A 17,279-nucleotide genomic window follows, 5' to 3' on the forward strand; every position below is an offset into this window, starting at 1 on the left:
AAAGCGCGGGTCCAGCCGCCTTACGGCTCGCGCGTGATGACGAGATAGCTGTAATCGTCGCTTTCCGTCTCCCAGTATAACGTACCTTGGAGCGCTTTGACAAAATCGCGTGCCGGCACGTACGTCGCGCCGTTGATCGCGGTCGTCGGATACGACCATTTCACGTTCTTCCCGTTCACGGACGCCCAGCTGCTGCCGACCGTAAACGCCAGCTTCGTGCCCGTCGCTTCGTCCTTCAGCTCGATCTTCTTGCCTTTCGCGTCCGATTTAATCGTCGCGCCTAGTTGACGAGCGGTATCGCGAAGCGGAATCAGCGTGATGCCCGAAGCCGTCACGATCGGTCCGTATTCGTCGTATTCCGGCATCAAGTATACCTCTTGACGCGTGATGTGCAGGTCATTGCGCAGCAGCGCGTACAGGTCCGACTCCTTGTTGAACAGCTCGAGCGCTTCGTAGCCCTGCAGCTCGACAAGCTCCTCGAACGCGACCGCATCGTCGCCAGCTTGCACCGCATCCGGTACGACCGTATCGTTCACCTTGGACTTCTCGGATACGGCCTTAACGGTGATGGCGGTGAACGGCACCCCTTCTTCCTCGGCCGCCTCGCCCAAGTCAATCGTGGCTTCGAATTCGGATTTGCGGATGTTCAGCTTCGTATCGACATACAAGCCGAACTTGGCTTTATTGTTCTTGTTGAAGACCGCTTCGAACGCTTCCGCGTCTTCCGTCTTCGCCTTGGCCAGCTCGTCTTTGGCTTCTTTCAAGCCATCGAGCATCTCGGCAACCGCTTCTTCGATGTCCGCCTCGGACGTCTCTTCGACGGTCGTGCCGAACAGCTCCTCGGCGCCGCCCAATTCTTCAAGCGTACCCGCTTGTTCCTCGAACAGCTTGATCAGCTCGGTCGTCACCGCCGTCAGCCCCGCCTTGTCAGCCAGCAGCGCGTCCAGGAACGAGTTGATCCAGCCGAACAGCTGCTCGCCGTCGATCTCGGCCACGACGTGCATCGCGCTTACCGTCTCGCCGCCGATCGTGACGGAGGCCGGTTGGGCGCTGATCGAAGACGGGTTCGGCAGATGGTCGATGACGAAGCCGGATACCGTGTCGACGAGCTTCTGGACTGCGGCCGTCACGCTCTCGGTCTCGGCCGATGCTTCGGAGAGATCGCTCAAGTCCAGCACGAACGGCTGCTTGGCGCCATCGAGCGCGATGACCGCCTGCTTCTCGTCGATCGAAGCTTCGAAGCCGATGCGCTTGCCGTTGAACTCCAGGTTGCCCTTCACGGAGCCGTTCTCGGCATCCTTCATCTTGACGCTGGTCAGCTGCAGCTTCGTGCTCGATAGCATGCGCGCGATCTCGGCGTCTTCTTCCGACACGTTGTCGCTATCGCTCGGCACGAGCTTAATCTCGACCGATTCCGTTCCCTCGTAGGAGGTGACCTTCAGCGATTGCTTGAGCATTTGGTTCAGATCGACGCCGCCGACGGCTTGGCAGCCCGCGACGATGACCATGACGACCGCGAGCGCGGCCAACAGCAGCGCTCTTTTTCCTTTTATAAACAGTTTCAAAAGAAATCCCCTCCTCGGATAAAAAAGACCAATGTCTATTTTATCATGAGGAAGGGATGCGTGAATAGCGCTTTTACACGAGATTAACCTCTGCTCGAAGCGTGCTTCGGCGCCAAGCGCATCAGCGGTACGAGCAGCTTGCGGATCGGTCCGGGGAACTGCTTGATCTCCTCGGGCCGAATGACGCGAAGCACGACGAGCAGCACGGCATACACGGCCAGCGCCGCGATGCCGGTTGCCGCCGCGGCGAAGAAATACGTCACTTTGTCCGGCAGCCCATCGAGCACCGAGCGGGCCAGCAGATCCACCGCGTAGCCTGCGCCGGCCGATGCGGCGATCGTAATGAGATAACCGCCCCATCGGCTGCCGAGCACCGTATGGCGCACTTCCCGGCCGACCGCGCGCAGATTGAGCGTGGAGATGACGATGAAGCACAGCGTGGACGCGATGATGAGCCCGTACGCCCCGAGCAGCGGCGCAAGCGCCAGACTGCCGACGACCTTCACGACCAAGCCGACGATCGTATGGCGCATCGGAATACGCGCCTTGCCCATCCCGAACAGCACCGAGTTGCTCGTCATCATCGTGATTTGGAAGATCGTGCCCGCCGTCAAGGCGGCGACGAGCCCGCTGCCGCCCGTCCCCTCGAAGAAGAAGCCGGTCACGGAGACGGCCGCCACGGTGAGCGTCAGCGCCGCCGGCACGCCGGTGAAGACGACGATTCGCATGACGAGCGACGTCTGGCGTTCCACCTCGTCCATATTCCGCACGGAGAACGCCGCGGAGATGACCGGGATGATCGACGTGCTGAGCGCGATCGCCAGAATCGGCGGGATGCCCGCCAGCGACTGCGCCCGGATGGCCAGCCAGTCGAGCGCCTCGCGGGCGGCGTCCTTGCCGCCGTAGAAGCTGTCGGTCAGCATATGGAACAGGTTCGTGTCAAAGTTGTACATGAACTGCACCGTAATGGCCGCCACGACGATCGGCACCGAGATGGAGAACATCTCCCGGTAGATCGAGCGGTACGACAACGCCGAAGCGGCGCCCGGGATCTCCTTGGAGACGGGCGGCTCGGCGGCGTCCTGAAGACGCAGCTTGCGCGCGTAATAGACCATGATCGCGAACGCCCCAATGCTGCCGAAGACCGATCCGAATGCAGCCGCGGCGGCGATCCAGCGGTCGCCCCAGCCCCAATTCAGCACGATCAGCGCCAGGCCGACGGCCGTGAGCACGCGTGCGATCTGTTCGATAATCTGCGAGATTCCGCCGGCCGCCATCATTTGGCGTCCTTGGAAGTAGCCCCGCATCATCGCGATGACGGGGAAGAGCAGGAGCGCCGGCGCGATCGCCATGATGGACAGGTCGGCGCCTTCTTCCTTGGAGACATACTCCGCATACAGCGGCGCAAGCAGGAACATCAATGAGGCCATGATAACGCCGGCGAGCATGCCGAAGCGAAGCGCCGCGCCATAGATGCGCTGCGCCTCGCGCGGCTTGCCGAGGGCATAACGTTCGGATACCATTTTGCTGATCGCGCTCGGAATGCCTCCCGTCGCGACGAGCAATAGCAGCAGATACAGCGAATTGGCGATGCCAAAATAAACGCCGCCTTGGCTTCCCATCATATAATCGAGCGGTATGCGCTGGAAGAGCCCGAGAACCCGGGCTACCAGCGCTGCCGCCGCCAATATGATCGTGCCTTTAATCAGCGAATCCTTTTTAACCATGCGAGCAACCTACCGCCTTCTGCCTATTATTTCGGCTGGATTGCCTCAAGCGGCTGGTGATTGCCGCGAACCGGCGCCGCCGCGCCCGATGGGGCCGCCCAGCGGATGCCATTGCGGATAACTTGACGCACGTTCTCGTTATAATATGTCGGGTACGTCTCGTGGCCCGGACGGAAGTAGAAGATTTTTCCTTGACCGCGGAAGAACGTGACGCCGCTGCGGAATACTTCGCCGCCTTCGAACCAGCTGATGAAGATCGTCTCGTCCGGGGATGGGATGTCGAAGTGCTCGCCGTACATTTCTTCCTGCGCTAGCTCGAAATACTCCGGCAGGCCGCCGGCGATCGGATGCGCCGGGTTGACCGTCCAGATCCGCTCTTTCTCGCCTACTTCGCGCCACTTCAGATCACAGCCCGTGCCCATCAGTTTCTTGAAGATCTTGGAGAAGTGGCCGGAGTGCAGCACGACCAGGCCCATGCCGTTCATGACGCGCGCGTGCACGCGCTCGACGATCTCGTCCTCGACCTTGTCGTGGCCCATATGGCCCCACCAGATCAGGACGTCGGTGTTGGCGAGAACCTCTTCGCTCAAGCCATGCTCGGGCTGATCCAGCGTCGCCGTGCGCACCATGAAGCCGTCCGTACCGATGCCTTCCGCGATTACCTTATGTATGCCTTCCGGGTAGACCTTCTTTACTTCTTCGTGCACGTTCTCGTGCAGAAACTCGTTCCATACCGTTACCTTGATCATGCGGCGTACGCCTCCTAGAATGTAGATATGCTTTTGAAGATGTTGCCTTAATTAAAGATCCAAATGAAGAAAATGACGATCATGATGGCTTGAAGCAGAATTTTGACGACGATGCTCGAGAATAACCCGACAACCGAGCCGAAGCCGACCTTCAGCGACTTCTGAATATCCGATCCCGCGATCAACTCTCCGATGATTGCGCCCAGCAGCGGACCGATCAGCAGGCCGAACGGGATGAACAACCCGACCACCACGCCGATCGTGCTGCCGATGACCGAGGCTTTGGAACCGCCGAATTTCTTGACGCCCCAGGCGTTCACCGCGTAGTCCGCGATGAACAGCACGGCGACGATCACCGTCTGAATCGACCAGAACCAGAAGCCGAAGTGATCGAACGACACGAAGAACCCGTAGACGAAGAACGCGGCGTAGATCGCGAGCGCGCCCGGCAAAATCGGGTAAATCGCCCCCGCCATCCCGACGATGAACAACAGCGTGACGATAATCCATCCGGTTATGACCATGGCTCCATCACCCCTTCAGCACGTAATGCTCGATCAAGTGGGCCACCGCATGCTCCGTATTCTTCACGATGACCGCGTCCGCCGCCGCTTTGACGGCCTCCTGCGCGTTGCCGACCGCCACGCCCAAGCCCGCTTCGCGAATCATCGCGATGTCGTTCAAGCTGTCGCCCATCGCGGCGACCTCGCTCATCTCAATCCCCAGCACGCCGCATAGCTCGCGAATCGCGCTCGCCTTCGACACGCCTTCTGGATTCATCTCCCAGTTCCACGGCGAGGAATTCGTGATCTCGATGCCGCCCCAGCCGCTCGTCTCCTCGTAGATGCTCTGCCGGATCGCGTCGTCCTCCGTGTAGTAACCGAACTTGAGCCAGTGATGCGACTCGTAATCGTCCGCCGGCACGATCCATTTCTCCTTATTGAAAATCCCGTCTACCGTATATGCCCAATACCAAGCGCTCTCATGCTTCAGCGCCACCTCGTGCAGCCGCTTGATCGTCGCCGCCGGCATCAGCGAGCGCCGGTGCAGTACGTGAGGCTTGCGCCAAATTTCGCCGCCGTTGACCGTGATCATCGGGGTCTCCAGCCCAAGCTGCTCCGCATACGGCAGCGCGCTCCGAAATCCGCGTCCGGTCGCGAAGCAGACCAGCACGCCGGCATCCAACGCCTTGCGGATCCACCGCGCGTTCTGGTCGCTTACTTCCTGCACGTCGTTCAGCAGCGTGCCGTCCATGTCGAGCGCCACCAGTTTGATTTGTCGCATTGTTCTCGTGCCCCCTTACGTTGCGGCTACCCATCGCGCGCGCTGCTCATGCCGCTGTTCGGCAAGCGCGCCACAAGGGTCCGTTCTAACGTTTACTAGAAGAATTTTAGCACAAATCGCGCGGATTCCAAATTGAATCGGCCATATTCCGGCGATCCTCCACCGGGACTCATTCATTATAGATTCTCCCGACTTGCCGCGCCCTACCGGATCTTGGGCAATTTGTGTCTGATTTTGTTGCCGAAATTAAAGATTCGAAAAAAAGATAAAGCCGCCCGATAAGCGAATTGGTTTGTGTGTCCAGCCGAGGCTGGACATACAGCATTTCGCTGCTACGGACGGCAATTGGTTTGTATGTCCAGCCGAGGCTGGACATACAGCATTTCGCTAGTGGACGGCAATGGTACATATTCATTCAAGTTCAAAACGAGTTCAAAAAGCCGACATTTCAGCACCGAGAAGGTTGCGAGAAGGCGAAGAAGGAGGCGCGGAGTTTAGGCAGACCTAAATGAGCACCGGACTTCAAGCCTGAACGCAAGACTCGATGCCGCGTTACTCCTTGAACTGCTTCGTGATCAGATGGCGGCTTTTTGAACAACCTCTATGCGCTGCGGCTGTTCAATCTGCGCCATAGGCGGCGGGCCAATAGGCCGTGGGTTGGCGAGAAAATAAAGGCGAGCGCGAACAGCAGCGCGGCGGCGCATACCATGCAGCCCGCGATCGAAGCGTCCAAGACGACCGCTGCGATGTAGCCGAACACCGTGCTGGCAATGCCGATCGCGACGCTGATCACGATCATCCGGCCGAGCCGGTCCGTCAGCAGGTAGGCGGCGGATGCGGGGATGATCAGCATGCCGACGACGAGAATTGCCCCGACGCTCTCGAACGAGCTGACCGTCGCCATGGAGACGAGTCCCATCAGCAGGTAATGGAATAGCGCGACGGGAATGCCGACGGCTGCCGCCAGCATCGGATCGAAGGCGCACAGCTTGAATTGCTTATAGAATAAGCCGATGACGAGCACGATGACGAGCAGCGTGAAGCCAAGCATCCAGACGGCCTTCGGCCCCATGTCCGTGCCGTGCACCGTCCACGTGTTCCAATGGACGTGCGCGATCTCCCCGTACAGGACGCAGTCGAGATCCAGGTCCACATTGCGCAAATTCAAGCTGACGAGCACGACGCCGGCGGCGAACAGCGCGGTGAACACGACGCCGATCGAGGCGTCCGACTGGACGCCGCTCTGCTGGAACAGCTGGATGAGGAACACCGTCACGAGACCGAGCACCGAGGCGCCGAGCAGCATGACGATCGAATCGCGCGAGCCGCTGACCATGAAGGCGATGACGATGCCCGGCAGCACGGAGTGGCTGATCGCGTCGCCGATGAGCGACATGCGCCGCAGCACGAGGAAGCAGCCGAGAATGGAGCAGCAGGCCGCGACGAGCGAGCCCGTAAGCAAAATCCACATATCCGTCATAGCGACCTCTCCTCCTTCCCGCTTACGTTGAGCTGCATCAGCTGATCCTGAACGAGCGCCCTTCGCGCTCTGGCGCGAGAGATCCGCTTGGCCAGCAGCCCCCGGCGCGGCCCGAGCAGCAGCGAGACACCGAACAGCAGCGTCTGCGCCAGCACGCTCACCGGTCCCGTAGGCAGGCTCGCCGTCGTCGAGCTCAGCCACGTGCCGACGGCGCCGCTCAGCAGGCCGAATACGCCGGCAAGCACGACCATCGTGCCCAGCCGATCCGTCCAATAGCGGGCCGATACGGCGGGCGTGATCAGCAGCGCGGCGACGAGGACGACCCCGACCGCTTGGATGCCGGCGACGACCGCGACGACGATGAAGAACATGAGCAGCTGATCCAGGAACGCCACCGGGAAGCCGAGTCCGCGAGCGAAGCCGGGATCGAAGGCGAGCAGCTTGAATTCCTTGAAGAGCAAGGTGCACGCCGCGATGATGACCAGGCTCACGATCAGCATGGCGTTCACGTCCGAGCCGATCATCGACGCCGCTTGGCCGAACAGAAATTTATCGAGTCCGCTTTGGTTGCCATAGTCGCTATGTTGAATCTTCGTCAGCAGCACAATGCCAAGACCGAAGAAGCTCGAGAGGACGATGCCCATTGCCGCATCCGTCTTGATCCGCGAATAGCGGGTAATGAGCCCGATCCCAAAGGTAGCCAGCAGTCCGGCCGCGCCAGCACCGAGCAGGAACAGCCCGATCGACTTCGTGCCCGTCAGCATGAAGGCGATGCAGATGCCAGGCAGCGCCGCGTGGGCAAGCGTATCGCCCATCAAGCTTTGCTTGCGCAAGTAAGCGAAGCAGCCGATGACGCCGCTGCACAGCCCGAGCAGCATGCAGCCGAGCAGAATCCATTGGGCATTCGGGTCAGTGACCATCGCCCAGAACGATTCCAGCATGCTTACCCTCTCCCTTCGGCCGCCGCGGCGGCGTCGGCCGATTCGGCATGCCGGTTCAGGAACGCGAAGCGACCGCCATACGTCCGCTGCAGGTTCTCCTGCGTGAACGCGTCCTCCGTCTTGCCGTAAGCCTGCACTTCCACGTTCAGCAGCAGCACGGAATCGAAATATTCCTTCACCGTCGCCAAATCGTGATGAACGACCATGACCGTCTTGCCTTCCCGCTTCAGCTCTTGCAGCAGGTTGATGATCGCCTTCTCTGTCGCTGCATCCACGCCCGCGAACGGTTCATCCATGACGTACAGGCTCGCGTCCTGCGCCAGCGCTCTGGCGAGGAAGACGCGCTGCTGCTGACCGCCGGATAACTGGCTGATTTGTCTGTTCGCGTAATCGGCCATGCCGACCTTCGCCAGACACTCCAGCGCGATCGCTTTCTCCTTGGCTCCCGGCCGCCGGAACCAGCCCAGACGACCGTATCGGCCCATCATGACGACGTCAAGCGCGTTGGTAGGGAAATCCCAGTCGACCGACTCGCGCTGCGGCACGTAGCCGATCAGCTTCCGCTGCTCGGCGCAAGGCTTGCCGTACACCGCTACTTCTCCCGTTAGTTTCGGAATCAAACCCAACGCCGCTTTGATCAATGTCGACTTTCCCGCACCGTTCGGGCCGATGACGCCGACGAGTTCCCCTTCCGCAATCTCGAACGACACATCGCGCAGGACCGGCTTCTTCTGGTACGCCACGCTTAAGCCCCGGATCGCAAGCGGCGCCTGTTTCGTTATGGTAGTGCTGCTTGGCATTTCGCCACTCTCCTCGCCGATTTCTTATTTGAGCGCGCTGACTATGGTATCGACGTTATGCTTCACCATGCCAATATACGTGCCTTCGCTCGTCCCTGCTTTCCCTAACGCATCCGAGAACAGCTCTCCGCCGATCGCGACCTCGTGCCCCATCTTGCTCGCGCCTTCGATGACAGCTTCGATCGACTTCTTCGGCACGCTCGATTCCACGAACACCGCCTTGATTTTGTTCTCCACGAGAAAATCGCGCAGCGCCGAAACGTCCTTCGATCCGTATTCCGATGCCGTGCTGATGCCCTGAAGCCCCATCACCTTGATGCCGTACGCGTCGCCGAAGTAGCCGAACGCGTCGTGCGCGGTGACGAGCACGCGGCTCGCTTCCGGAATGGAGGCGATTTGCTCAGCCGCGTAAGCATCCAGTTTCTTCAGCTCCGAGATATAGACGTCCGCCTGCGCGCGGTAGTCGTCCTCGTGGGCCGGGTCCTTCTCGATGAACGTATCGCGGATGACTTCGGTCGCCGAAATCCAATTTTCCACGTCGAACCAAATGTGCGGATCATGCGCGCCAGACGGATCGGTGCGCAGCGCCGATTCCGGCAGATTGCGCGCGACGGCGACCGTCGGCTTCTTATCCTCCATCTTCTCGAACATCTCGGCCATCTTCCCTTCCAGGTGTAGCCCGTTGTAGAAGATGATGTCGGCATTGTCCAGCTTCTTGATATCTCCCTGCGAGGCTTTGTATAAATGCGGGTCGACGCCCGATCCCATCAGTCCGGTTACTTCCGCATGTTCGCCGCCCACTTCGGCTGCCGCGTCGGCGATCATCCCCGTTGTCGCCGTGACCTGCAGCTTCCCATCGCCCGCGGCTGGCTCGTTGCCGCCGTTTCCGCAGCCCGCAAGCACGACCGCGCTGACCGCCATATACGCCATGCCATACATCCAACGCCGGATGGCCGAATTCGTATTCTTTTGCATTTCTCATCCCTGCCTTTGCCTGAATTGGTTCGCGCCCGCATTCACGGGCCGCCTATCATCGGACAACTTTTACACAAGACCAATATTATTTCCTTTGTACATACTATTTTACCTTATGCCTCTTTTTTAATATTATACAAAAAAGTTTCTCTAGTGCAACATTTAGTCCGAGCTTTTTTGTTTGTTCGGCGCTCCGGCGCGCGGCAAAACGCCAAAAAGACCAGCAAGGACGGGCGATTGCCGTCTGTACTGGTCTCTTTCGTTTTACAAATTCTTAAAGCATGAAACTACTCGTTCGCCGCATCCGAATCGGTCGCATTCGTCTCTGCACCCGTACCATTGTCTGGATTGGTGTTCGCGTTCGAACTCGTCTTCGGCTTCTTGGGCACGCCGTTCATCCCGATCTCGTGGTCGTACGCATCGAGGATCTTACGCGCGACCGGCGCCGCCGCATCCGCCCCGAAGCCCCCGTACGGCATGACGACCGCGACGGCAATGCGCGGATTCTCCGCTGGCGCGTAAGCGATGAACACCGAATTATCGACGATTTTGCCGCCGACGACTTGCTGAGACGTCCCCGTCTTGCGCTCTACGCTGTATGCCGCGTCATTGAGCACGGCCACATTGACCTGCGACATGCCGCGCTTCAGTTCGTTCCAGTACGCGTCGGGGAAATCAACCGTGTTCAACACTTCTGGCTTGAACGTCTGCACGACGTTGCCTTCCGCGTCCTTGATCATGCTGACGAACTGCGGCTTCATCCGTTTGCCCTTGTTGGCAAGCATCGCCGTATACTGCGCCAGCTGCAGCGTTGTATAGCGGCCCTGCTGACCGAAGGAAGCCTGCACGAGCGCGGACTGGGCGCTGCCCGCCTTCATCTCTTCGTAGTAGTTGATGAACCCGGCGCTCTCGCCCGGCAGCCCGCTCTCGGTCAAGACGCCGAGCCCGAACATCTTCTCGTATTTATCCCAAATGTCGACGCCCTCTTTGCCGTGCTCTTCGTAGAGCGCGTTGCCGACCATCTTCGCCATCCACGGGTTGGAGGATTTGGCGATCGCCTTCGCCGGATCGAGCAAGCCGTACGCATGCCCTTTGGCATTGCCGATCCGCACGCGGTGCACGCCTTCCTTGCCGTAATAGAACGAGCCGTTATCGTTCCACGTCGTGCTCGTCGTGAACAGCTTCTCGTTCAGCCCGATAAGGACGGTCAGCGGCTTCTGGGTGGAACCCAGCGGCACTAGGGACGACGGCAGCTTGCTGACTTCCTTGTCGTCTTTGTACGGACCCGGAATTTGGCGGATCGTCCCGTTGAGGGAGATGCCTTGGATCGCGTCGTAATCATCCGGGCTGATCCGACCGCCTTCCCAGACGTTCGGGTCGTAATCGGGCATGCTCGCCATCGCGATTACCTTGCCCGTGTTGACTTCCATCGCCACGGCATACCCCGAGCGGGCCATCGGCTGCCGCTTGGAAGAATCCGACGTATGCTGCAGATAATCGATTTGGTCCAAAATCGCCTGCTCCGTCGCCAGCTGCACCTCGCGGTTGATCGTCAAGTACAAGCTGTCGCCTTTCTCCGGCTTGGTCACGACGGGCGGGCCGATAATGCGGCCGCCGGAATTGATCGGGTACGTCTTGAGTCCGTTCTTGCCGCGCAGCACGTCCTGGTACATCATCTCGAGCCCGTCGAAGCCGACGTCCTCCTGCCCAAGGTAACGCATGAGCGGGTCTTCGTTATCGTCCCGGCCCTTGTACGTCTTCGTCTGGTCGGCGCCGTTCTCGAACTTTTTCAGATAGCCGACCAGCTGCACCGCCACCGTGTCGTCGTCGTAGAAGCGAATGCTTTCTTCCACGATTTCGATGCCTTTATACAAATCGCGGTGCTCCATGAAGTATGCGATTTCCTCGTTCGTCAGCCCGCTTTTGATCCGGCGCGGCACGGAAATCGTGTTCTTGCGGTACTCCAGATCCATGTTCTTGATGATCTTATCGAGCGTCAGCGCTTGCTTCGGATTGCCGTACTTCTCGAACACGCCGTGCAGCCGCGCCGCCAGCGCCTTCGAATCGTCTTCCTTCGAGCCCGGCTCGATCGTGTAGTAGAGCGACTGCGTCGAGGTCGAATACGCGATCGCCTTGCCGCTGGAATCGTAGATGTTGCCCCGAATCGGCGGAATCAGCACGTCCTTCGAGCCGCGCGACGCCTCCTCCTCCTTCAGCTGAGGCCCTTCCACGAACTGCAAGATCGCCAATCTGACGATCAATACGCTGAATACGAAAAACGTCACGAAAAAAAACAGGTTCAACCGAAACGAGAAATGCCTGCGATTGCTAATCTCCCGTTTCTTTGGATCATCCTGCACGTCCGTTGCCTCCTTCATTCGTGTAGTCTATTAACTTGCCCTTGCGAAGGGCATTATGTTTCGCGAACATGCGTCCGGTCGAAATCGGCGGGATTAAACCAGTTGCCCGAAGCCGCCCACGTCGCATCCAGCGGAATCCATTCGCCGCCTTGGTCCGCGAGCCGCACCTCGTTCCATGCATGAGGGCCGAAGCCGCCTCGGCCATCCGCGCCCTGTCCGGTCACGACCCGGACCTCTAAGCCAACCGAACGCGCCATCACGGCATATAACCGGGCGACGTCGATGCACACACCCCTCCGGGAAGCGAACGTATCGGCGGGCGTCTGCTCCTTCCATATGCCGCGTTCCTCGTAATTGCGGGCTTTCTCCCAATCATACGCGATCCGGGAACCCAGCCAGTCGTACAGCGCCCGCGCCTTGGCCTCATCGCCTCGCGACTTGGCCGTCACGGCCTTGGCCGCTTCCTCGATATCGGCGGGCACAGCCGCGTCGATGACCTCATACTTCCGCTGCAGCACCCGCTTGAACTCCGTCTGCACCGCTTCGTTCAATACCGGCCCCCGCTTGGCAAGCGCGTCACCCGCGACCGGCTCCAGCAGCTCGTCGGCCGTCTTGGCGTAGAACGAGGATTCTCGGATTTCGTCCACAAGCGGGCCTGATGGCAGCAGCGTAACGTAAATAAACAACACCGCGAGCGCCACGAAAGATCTTCCCGCGCCGAGCATCGCGCCCAGAGCCGCGCCCGCCGCACGGCTGCCCGTCCTCACCTGTCCGCTGCGCAGGCCGGGATCGACCCGCCGTCTTGAAGCCCGATCGAATAAGATCGCCGCAAGCGGGTATAGCTGCCCCAGCAGAAGACGAATCAGCATGTACAGCAGCAGGAACAGCACGCCGAACCGCAGCAGCTCGAAATCGCGCAAGCTTGTCGCGAACGTGTACCAGAGCTGCTTGACGGGCCCCAGCTCTTCGCGAGGCACGATTATTTCCCGCGCAATAAGCCAATCTCTTACATAGGGCGACAACTTCGCGGCGGCTTTGCCGGCCAATACGAGTGACAGGACCGTGCTTGCGGTCTCCCACACAAAAAAGAAAAGGTGCTTCGCAGAACCCGACGCACCTCTCCTCACCCCTTGAATGAGCGACACCAGCAGGACGATCAGCACGAGCAGCGCCACAGGCTCCGGCTTCAGCAGCGCCTGTACCCATCCGTTCATGGCTTCTCCTCCTTCCGGCCACGCCGCCCCGGCCTCCCGAGCGGGTCGCCTCGGCCAGCTAGCCGTTCGTCTTCGCTTGCGTAATCAATGCTTGAATCGTATCGTCGATCTTCCAAGTGCCAAGCGTGGCGCCTTGGAACTTCACTTTCACTTCGCCCGCGCCCGGCGTGCCGGTCAGCTCCACGTTCTTCGACTTTACCGTGAAGGTGCCGTCGGCATTGTTCGTGAATGTCGCTTCCTTGGCTTCGCCGGCCATCGCGGAGATGGCTTGTTCCTTCACTTTCTCGGTGACCGTCGCCCCGATTTCCTTCAGATCGATGTTCTTCAGGTCGTCGAGCGTGTACCCGCTGTATACGATGATGCCCACGATGATGACCGCGACGATCAGCCACTTCACGACCGTCCGCACGATGCGAATGACGAGCCATAGCACGACCAGCGCAATCACCAGCACGAACCAATTGTCTTGGAAAAACTGGACCCATGTGTCCCAATTCGCGTTCAAATCAAACCCCATCCGAATGTCTCCTCCATTATACCGCTTGCTTACTTTGAATACAAAACATTATACCCGAAGCCCTCATGCCCGTAAACGGCAGGAAAACCGCGGATTTCGCGGCATTGGAGGGCGGAGATTGGCCATGTTTGACGACTATTGTAGACGAGTTCCCCCGCCTTATTCGGGAACAGGTCTATAAAGGGAGCGGCACGCGGGTAACCGTAGCCCAAGGCGAGGCTCGCGGGAATCGGAGCCCACAAGCGATTAGCGCCCTGCGAAGAACCACCCTCACCTTGCAGCGGAGATTTACCGTAACAAGCGACTTTTGTAGACATGTTCCCTCAACTTCGTAAGTTATCTGATCAGGGGAACACGTCTACAACGGGAGCGGTCGGGCGCAATCGGAGCCCCAACGGGAGCGGTTACGGGAAATCGGAGCCCAACAAGCGATTAGCGCCCTGCGAAGCACCACCCTCACCTTGCAGCGGAGATTTCCCGTAACAAGCGACTTTTGTAGACGTGTTCCCACCACCTCATAAGTCATCCAATCAGGGAACACGTCTACAACGGGAGCGGTTACGGGAAATCGGAGCCCCAACGGGAGCGGCACGCGGAAATCGGAGCACATATCCAAGCCCTTCCAAGCGTACAAGTAGTAAAAGCACAAGCCCTGCGGCGGCGACCGGCCCGCCCTGCCGCAGGCGGCACAGCGAACTACCCGGCGCTCGCCGCGAGCGGGCGCCGACGCCTGGGAGGAATTCCGTTGAAAACCGCAGTCTGGCTGTACTTGTTTCTGTTCGTCGCATTCTTCGATTTGCACGCGCAGTACCCGATCTTGACGCCGTTCGCCATCTCGCTCGGCGCCGCGCCGTCGTTCATCGGGCTCATGATGGGGCTCTACTCCATCACGCATTTGCCGGGCAACCTGATCGCCGGCTTCGGCGTCGACCGGTTCGGCAGCCGCCTCTTCATCGTCCTGTCGCTGGCGGCCGCCGGCATCATCCTCGTCATTCAGGCCGGCATCACGAACCCGTGGCAGCTGCTCGTGCTCCGCTCGATCAGCGGTTTCGTGCTCGCCTTCTTATCGCCGGCATGCATGTCGCTGCTCGCCCGCATCGCCCGCAATCAAGTACAGCAGCGCAAGCTCATGGCCGGCAATGGATTGGTCCATACGCTGGCCTCCGTCGTCTCGCCGGCGGCCGGCGCGTATATGGTCGCCCAGATCGGCTTCACGACCGCCTTCCTCATTCTCGGCTGGGTCCTCATCGCGACGGCCGCCTGCGCACTGTTCTTCATCCGCGAAGCGCCCAGGAAAGCGCTCGCCGAAGCCGGCGACTCCGATGCAGATGGCTTCGGCGCCCCGGCAGGCGGGCGTGACGCCGCCCCGGGACTGCACGAGGGCACCGCGCAGTCGATTCCATGGCTCGTCTATGCCGTCCCGATCGCGATGAGCTGCGCGCAAGGGATTCTGTCCTTCGAGCTGCCGCTCATGGCCAAAACCCAGGCGGCCATGATGACGACCGGCCTGCTCTTCTCCGTCGTCAGTCTCGGCGCGTTATTGACGCTCAGCCTGCTGTTCTTGAACCGACTGTCGCCTTATTTGCGCACGTTGTGGGGCGCGTTCATGCTGGCGATCACGTACTTCGCGATTGCCGCCGGGGTGCCGGCGCCGTTCTATGTCCTGCTCTTCGTGATCGGCATGGCCAAGGGGATCATCTTCCCGGCGCTCTCCTCCCTCCTGATCGAGTTGAGCGGTGGCGCCCGATACGGCCGAACCTTCTCGGTGCTCTCGATCGCCTTCTCCATTGGCTCGTTCATGGGACCGATGCTGGCCGGCCAGCTTCGCGACTACGTTTCGCCGTATTACATCGCGTTCCTCGCGCTTATGCTCGCCGTCTCGGTCCTGCCCTTTCATGCGATCCGCACGGCTGGCGGCAGCGCCCATTTTTCGAAAACTGGGTGAATGCACAGGGCCGCTACCCCTCCGGGACATAAGATACAGTGTGGCAAACGGCTAGCAAGGCACAACGAAAACGCAGGCCTTTGCCAAAGACAGAAATGACGAAAGAGGGGTGAAACAACATGTCTCAATGCGTAGATCACGGCCACAAACACGGCGGACACTGGACATCGGCCGGCATCATCCTCGTACTCTTCATCCTGCTCGTAATCGTAATCGGCGGCTTCTGTTACTAGAACCGCGTCACCCGCTTCCACCACTAGGCGGCCTGCCCGAGCAGGCCGCCTGCTTTTATGTAGACGAGACGCCGCGCCGAAAAGTAACAGCCCGCCCGCTCTCGTGCCGCCCCCCTTGCCCCCGGCCCTGATCTGAGTCTTAATCAATCCACGGAAATCGGCTACAATAAGCGGGTGAGGTGAAAGTGGGATGGATATCGCCATTATCGTCGAAGGCAAAAACGACCGCAGCCGGCTGCGCCGCGTCCTTGCGGAAGAAGTGCCGATCTTCTGCACGTACGGCACGCCGAGCACCAACCAAATCGAGACGCTGCGCAAGCAGGTCGGAGACAAGCAGGCTTACCTGTTCACCGACAACGATTCGTCGGGCAAGCGCATCCGAGGCATGCTTCGCGACGCGTTCCCGGATGCCGAACATATCTACACGAGACGCGGCTATCCGGGCGTCGAGAAGACGCCGGAAGACTATTTGATCGAGCAATTAGAAAAAGCGGGCCTTGAGGCGTACATCGTGTACCCGCCGCAAGATCCCGCTCCCTGGAGCAAAGACGATCAAATTTGAATGTTGAGCGCGAAAATAACGAACGTAACGGTGGCGATGCTCAGCACCGTGGAGAGCAGCACCGCCTGCGAAGCGTATTCGGGCTCGTTGTCGAACTCGACGGCAAGCAGCACGCTCGAAAGCGAAGTCGGCACGGCGGAAGAGACGATGAGCGCCTGCGCCATCAGCCCGTCCAGCCCCATCGCCCAGACGACCGCCGCCGCGAGCAGCGGCCCGGCCACCAGCCGCAGGCCGCTGGCCAGCCAGACGTCCGGATGAAGGAGCGCTTGCATCGACCACTTCATGCTCCCCAGCTGGACGCCGAGCGTAATCAGCGCCGTCCCGATGAACGCATTCGCCAAATAACCGAGCGGCGCGGACAGCGCCTTGGGCAGCTCGACGCCCCACTGGTGCAGCGCGAACCCGAGCGGAATCGCATAGATGACGGGCTGCTGAATAATCGTGCGCATGACGCCGCGCAGCGTGCTCTTGTGCGCGTTGACGCTGTAAATCCCATACGTGTTGGGAAGCAGCGACTGCGTCATCATGACGAGGATCTGGATCGAGAGCGTGAACGGATTGTTCGCGAAGACCAGGCCGTTCAGCGGGATGGCGTAATTCGCGCTGTTGTAGAACAACACGCTGTTGCGCATCGCCGCCCGCATGCCGCCGCGGTGGCCGCGCAGGCGGACGAACGCTTCCGCCGCCCCATACTGAAGCGCCATGAAGATCACGAGAAACAACAGTACTTGAAGCGCCACGCCGGCCGAAATGGATGTCGTATATAAGAGCTGAAAAATCATGGCCGGCGAGAACAAATAAAAATTGAGCTTGCTGAGCGTGCGAATATCGAGTGAGAACGCGCGCTGAAGCACGATGCCGAGCGCGATCATGACCGATAGCGGCAGGACGTTGTTCCAGACGATCGTAGTCAGGACGCTCATGCCG

The 17,279-nt window shown here is 60.0% G+C and carries 15 protein-coding genes; 2 read left to right on the forward strand and 13 right to left on the reverse strand.

Going from position 1 to position 17,279, the window contains the following annotated elements; translation table 11 throughout:
* Window positions 1-20: 20 nt before the first annotated feature.
* From ACFSKT_RS14095 to ACFSKT_RS14150, 12 genes are all read right to left on the reverse strand, one after another.
* Window positions 21-1,565, reverse strand: coding sequence for a copper amine oxidase N-terminal domain-containing protein (locus tag ACFSKT_RS14095; protein WP_377721625.1), 1,545 nt, complete (start codon window positions 1,563-1,565; stop codon window positions 21-23).
* An 83-nt stretch (window positions 1,566-1,648) separates the two neighbouring features.
* Window positions 1,649-3,292 carry a putative polysaccharide biosynthesis protein gene (locus ACFSKT_RS14100; RefSeq protein ID WP_377721626.1) on the reverse strand — a complete coding sequence of 548 codons (1,644 nt, stop codon included), beginning with the start codon at window positions 3,290-3,292 and terminating at the stop codon, window positions 1,649-1,651.
* Window positions 3,293-3,318: 26 nt separating this feature from the next.
* Window positions 3,319-4,041, reverse strand: a complete 723-nt coding sequence (locus ACFSKT_RS14105; protein ID WP_377721627.1) for a ThuA domain-containing protein — start codon at window positions 4,039-4,041, stop codon at window positions 3,319-3,321.
* Window positions 4,042-4,088: 47 nt separating this feature from the next.
* The gene (locus ACFSKT_RS14110) at window positions 4,089-4,565 is read right to left on the reverse strand and encodes a DUF456 domain-containing protein (protein ID WP_377721628.1); all 477 of its coding nucleotides are present in this window, start codon (window positions 4,563-4,565) and stop codon (window positions 4,089-4,091) included.
* 7 nt (window positions 4,566-4,572) lie between these two features.
* Entirely contained in the window at window positions 4,573-5,325 is a 753-nt protein-coding gene (locus ACFSKT_RS14115; RefSeq protein WP_377721629.1) for a Cof-type HAD-IIB family hydrolase, read from the reverse strand.
* 601 nt (window positions 5,326-5,926) lie between these two features.
* On the reverse strand, window positions 5,927-6,805 hold the full coding sequence (locus ACFSKT_RS14120; RefSeq protein ID WP_377721630.1) for a metal ABC transporter permease: 879 nt from the start codon (window positions 6,803-6,805) through the stop codon (window positions 5,927-5,929).
* Entirely contained in the window at window positions 6,802-7,746 is a 945-nt protein-coding gene (locus tag ACFSKT_RS14125; RefSeq protein WP_377721631.1) for a metal ABC transporter permease, read from the reverse strand. Before ACFSKT_RS14125 ends, ACFSKT_RS14120 begins: the two co-directional genes overlap by 4 nt.
* A 2-nt stretch (window positions 7,747-7,748) precedes the next feature.
* Window positions 7,749-8,546 (reverse strand): metal ABC transporter ATP-binding protein, encoded by a 798-nt coding sequence (locus tag ACFSKT_RS14130; RefSeq protein WP_377721632.1) that lies wholly within the window; start codon window positions 8,544-8,546, stop codon window positions 7,749-7,751.
* Between the two features lie 24 nt (window positions 8,547-8,570).
* Window positions 8,571-9,521 carry a metal ABC transporter solute-binding protein, Zn/Mn family gene (locus ACFSKT_RS14135; RefSeq protein WP_377721633.1) on the reverse strand — a complete coding sequence of 317 codons (951 nt, stop codon included), beginning with the start codon at window positions 9,519-9,521 and terminating at the stop codon, window positions 8,571-8,573.
* Between the two features lie 287 nt (window positions 9,522-9,808).
* A complete protein-coding gene (locus ACFSKT_RS14140) occupies window positions 9,809-11,881 on the reverse strand; it encodes a peptidoglycan D,D-transpeptidase FtsI family protein (RefSeq protein WP_377721634.1) in 2,073 nt (690 codons plus the stop codon).
* Window positions 11,882-11,934: 53 nt separating this feature from the next.
* Entirely contained in the window at window positions 11,935-13,095 is a 1,161-nt protein-coding gene (locus tag ACFSKT_RS14145; protein WP_377721635.1) for a transglutaminase domain-containing protein, read from the reverse strand.
* Between the two features lie 58 nt (window positions 13,096-13,153).
* On the reverse strand, window positions 13,154-13,612 hold the full coding sequence (locus tag ACFSKT_RS14150; protein WP_377721636.1) for a hypothetical protein: 459 nt from the start codon (window positions 13,610-13,612) through the stop codon (window positions 13,154-13,156).
* A gap of 745 nt (window positions 13,613-14,357) precedes the next feature.
* On the opposite strand from ACFSKT_RS14150, the gene ACFSKT_RS14155 reads away from it, so the two are divergent.
* Together ACFSKT_RS14155 and ACFSKT_RS14160 are read left to right on the forward strand one after the other, a co-directional pair.
* Window positions 14,358-15,557 carry an MFS transporter gene (locus ACFSKT_RS14155; RefSeq protein ID WP_377721637.1) on the forward strand — a complete coding sequence of 400 codons (1,200 nt, stop codon included), beginning with the start codon at window positions 14,358-14,360 and terminating at the stop codon, window positions 15,555-15,557.
* A 423-nt stretch (window positions 15,558-15,980) separates the two neighbouring features.
* Window positions 15,981-16,352, forward strand: a complete 372-nt coding sequence (locus ACFSKT_RS14160; RefSeq protein ID WP_377721638.1) for a toprim domain-containing protein — start codon at window positions 15,981-15,983, stop codon at window positions 16,350-16,352.
* Here the strand turns inward: ACFSKT_RS14160 and ACFSKT_RS14165 are convergent.
* Window positions 16,343-17,275 (reverse strand): AEC family transporter, encoded by a 933-nt coding sequence (locus ACFSKT_RS14165; protein ID WP_377721639.1) that lies wholly within the window; start codon window positions 17,273-17,275, stop codon window positions 16,343-16,345. The genes ACFSKT_RS14160 and ACFSKT_RS14165 overlap by 10 nt on opposite strands.
* Between the last annotated feature and the right edge of the window lie 4 nt (window positions 17,276-17,279).

The organism is Paenibacillus xanthanilyticus, assembly GCF_042682185.1.
Classification (GTDB): domain Bacteria; phylum Bacillota; class Bacilli; order Paenibacillales; family Paenibacillaceae; genus Paenibacillus_Z; species Paenibacillus_Z xanthanilyticus.

Coding starts and splice junctions, on each gene's coding strand:
- ACFSKT_RS14100 (WP_377721626.1), bottom strand. CDS start 3,292: ATGGTTAAAAAGGATTCGCTGATTAAAGGCACGATCATATTGGCGGCG.
- ACFSKT_RS14105 (WP_377721627.1), bottom strand. CDS start 4,041: ATGATCAAGGTAACGGTATGGAACGAGTTTCTGCACGAGAACGTGCAC.
- ACFSKT_RS14110 (WP_377721628.1), bottom strand. CDS start 4,565: ATGGTCATAACCGGATGGATTATCGTCACGCTGTTGTTCATCGTCGGG.
- ACFSKT_RS14115 (WP_377721629.1), bottom strand. CDS start 5,325: ATGCGACAAATCAAACTGGTGGCGCTCGACATGGACGGCACGCTGCTG.
- ACFSKT_RS14120 (WP_377721630.1), bottom strand. CDS start 6,805: ATGACGGATATGTGGATTTTGCTTACGGGCTCGCTCGTCGCGGCCTGC.
- ACFSKT_RS14125 (WP_377721631.1), bottom strand. CDS start 7,746: ATGCTGGAATCGTTCTGGGCGATGGTCACTGACCCGAATGCCCAATGG.
- ACFSKT_RS14130 (WP_377721632.1), bottom strand. CDS start 8,546: ATGCCAAGCAGCACTACCATAACGAAACAGGCGCCGCTTGCGATCCGG.
- ACFSKT_RS14135 (WP_377721633.1), bottom strand. CDS start 9,521: ATGCAAAAGAATACGAATTCGGCCATCCGGCGTTGGATGTATGGCATG.
- ACFSKT_RS14145 (WP_377721635.1), bottom strand. CDS start 13,095: ATGAACGGATGGGTACAGGCGCTGCTGAAGCCGGAGCCTGTGGCGCTG.
- ACFSKT_RS14150 (WP_377721636.1), bottom strand. CDS start 13,612: ATGGGGTTTGATTTGAACGCGAATTGGGACACATGGGTCCAGTTTTTC.
- ACFSKT_RS14160 (WP_377721638.1), top strand. CDS start 15,981: ATGGATATCGCCATTATCGTCGAAGGCAAAAACGACCGCAGCCGGCTG.
- ACFSKT_RS14165 (WP_377721639.1), bottom strand. CDS start 17,275: ATGAGCGTCCTGACTACGATCGTCTGGAACAACGTCCTGCCGCTATCG.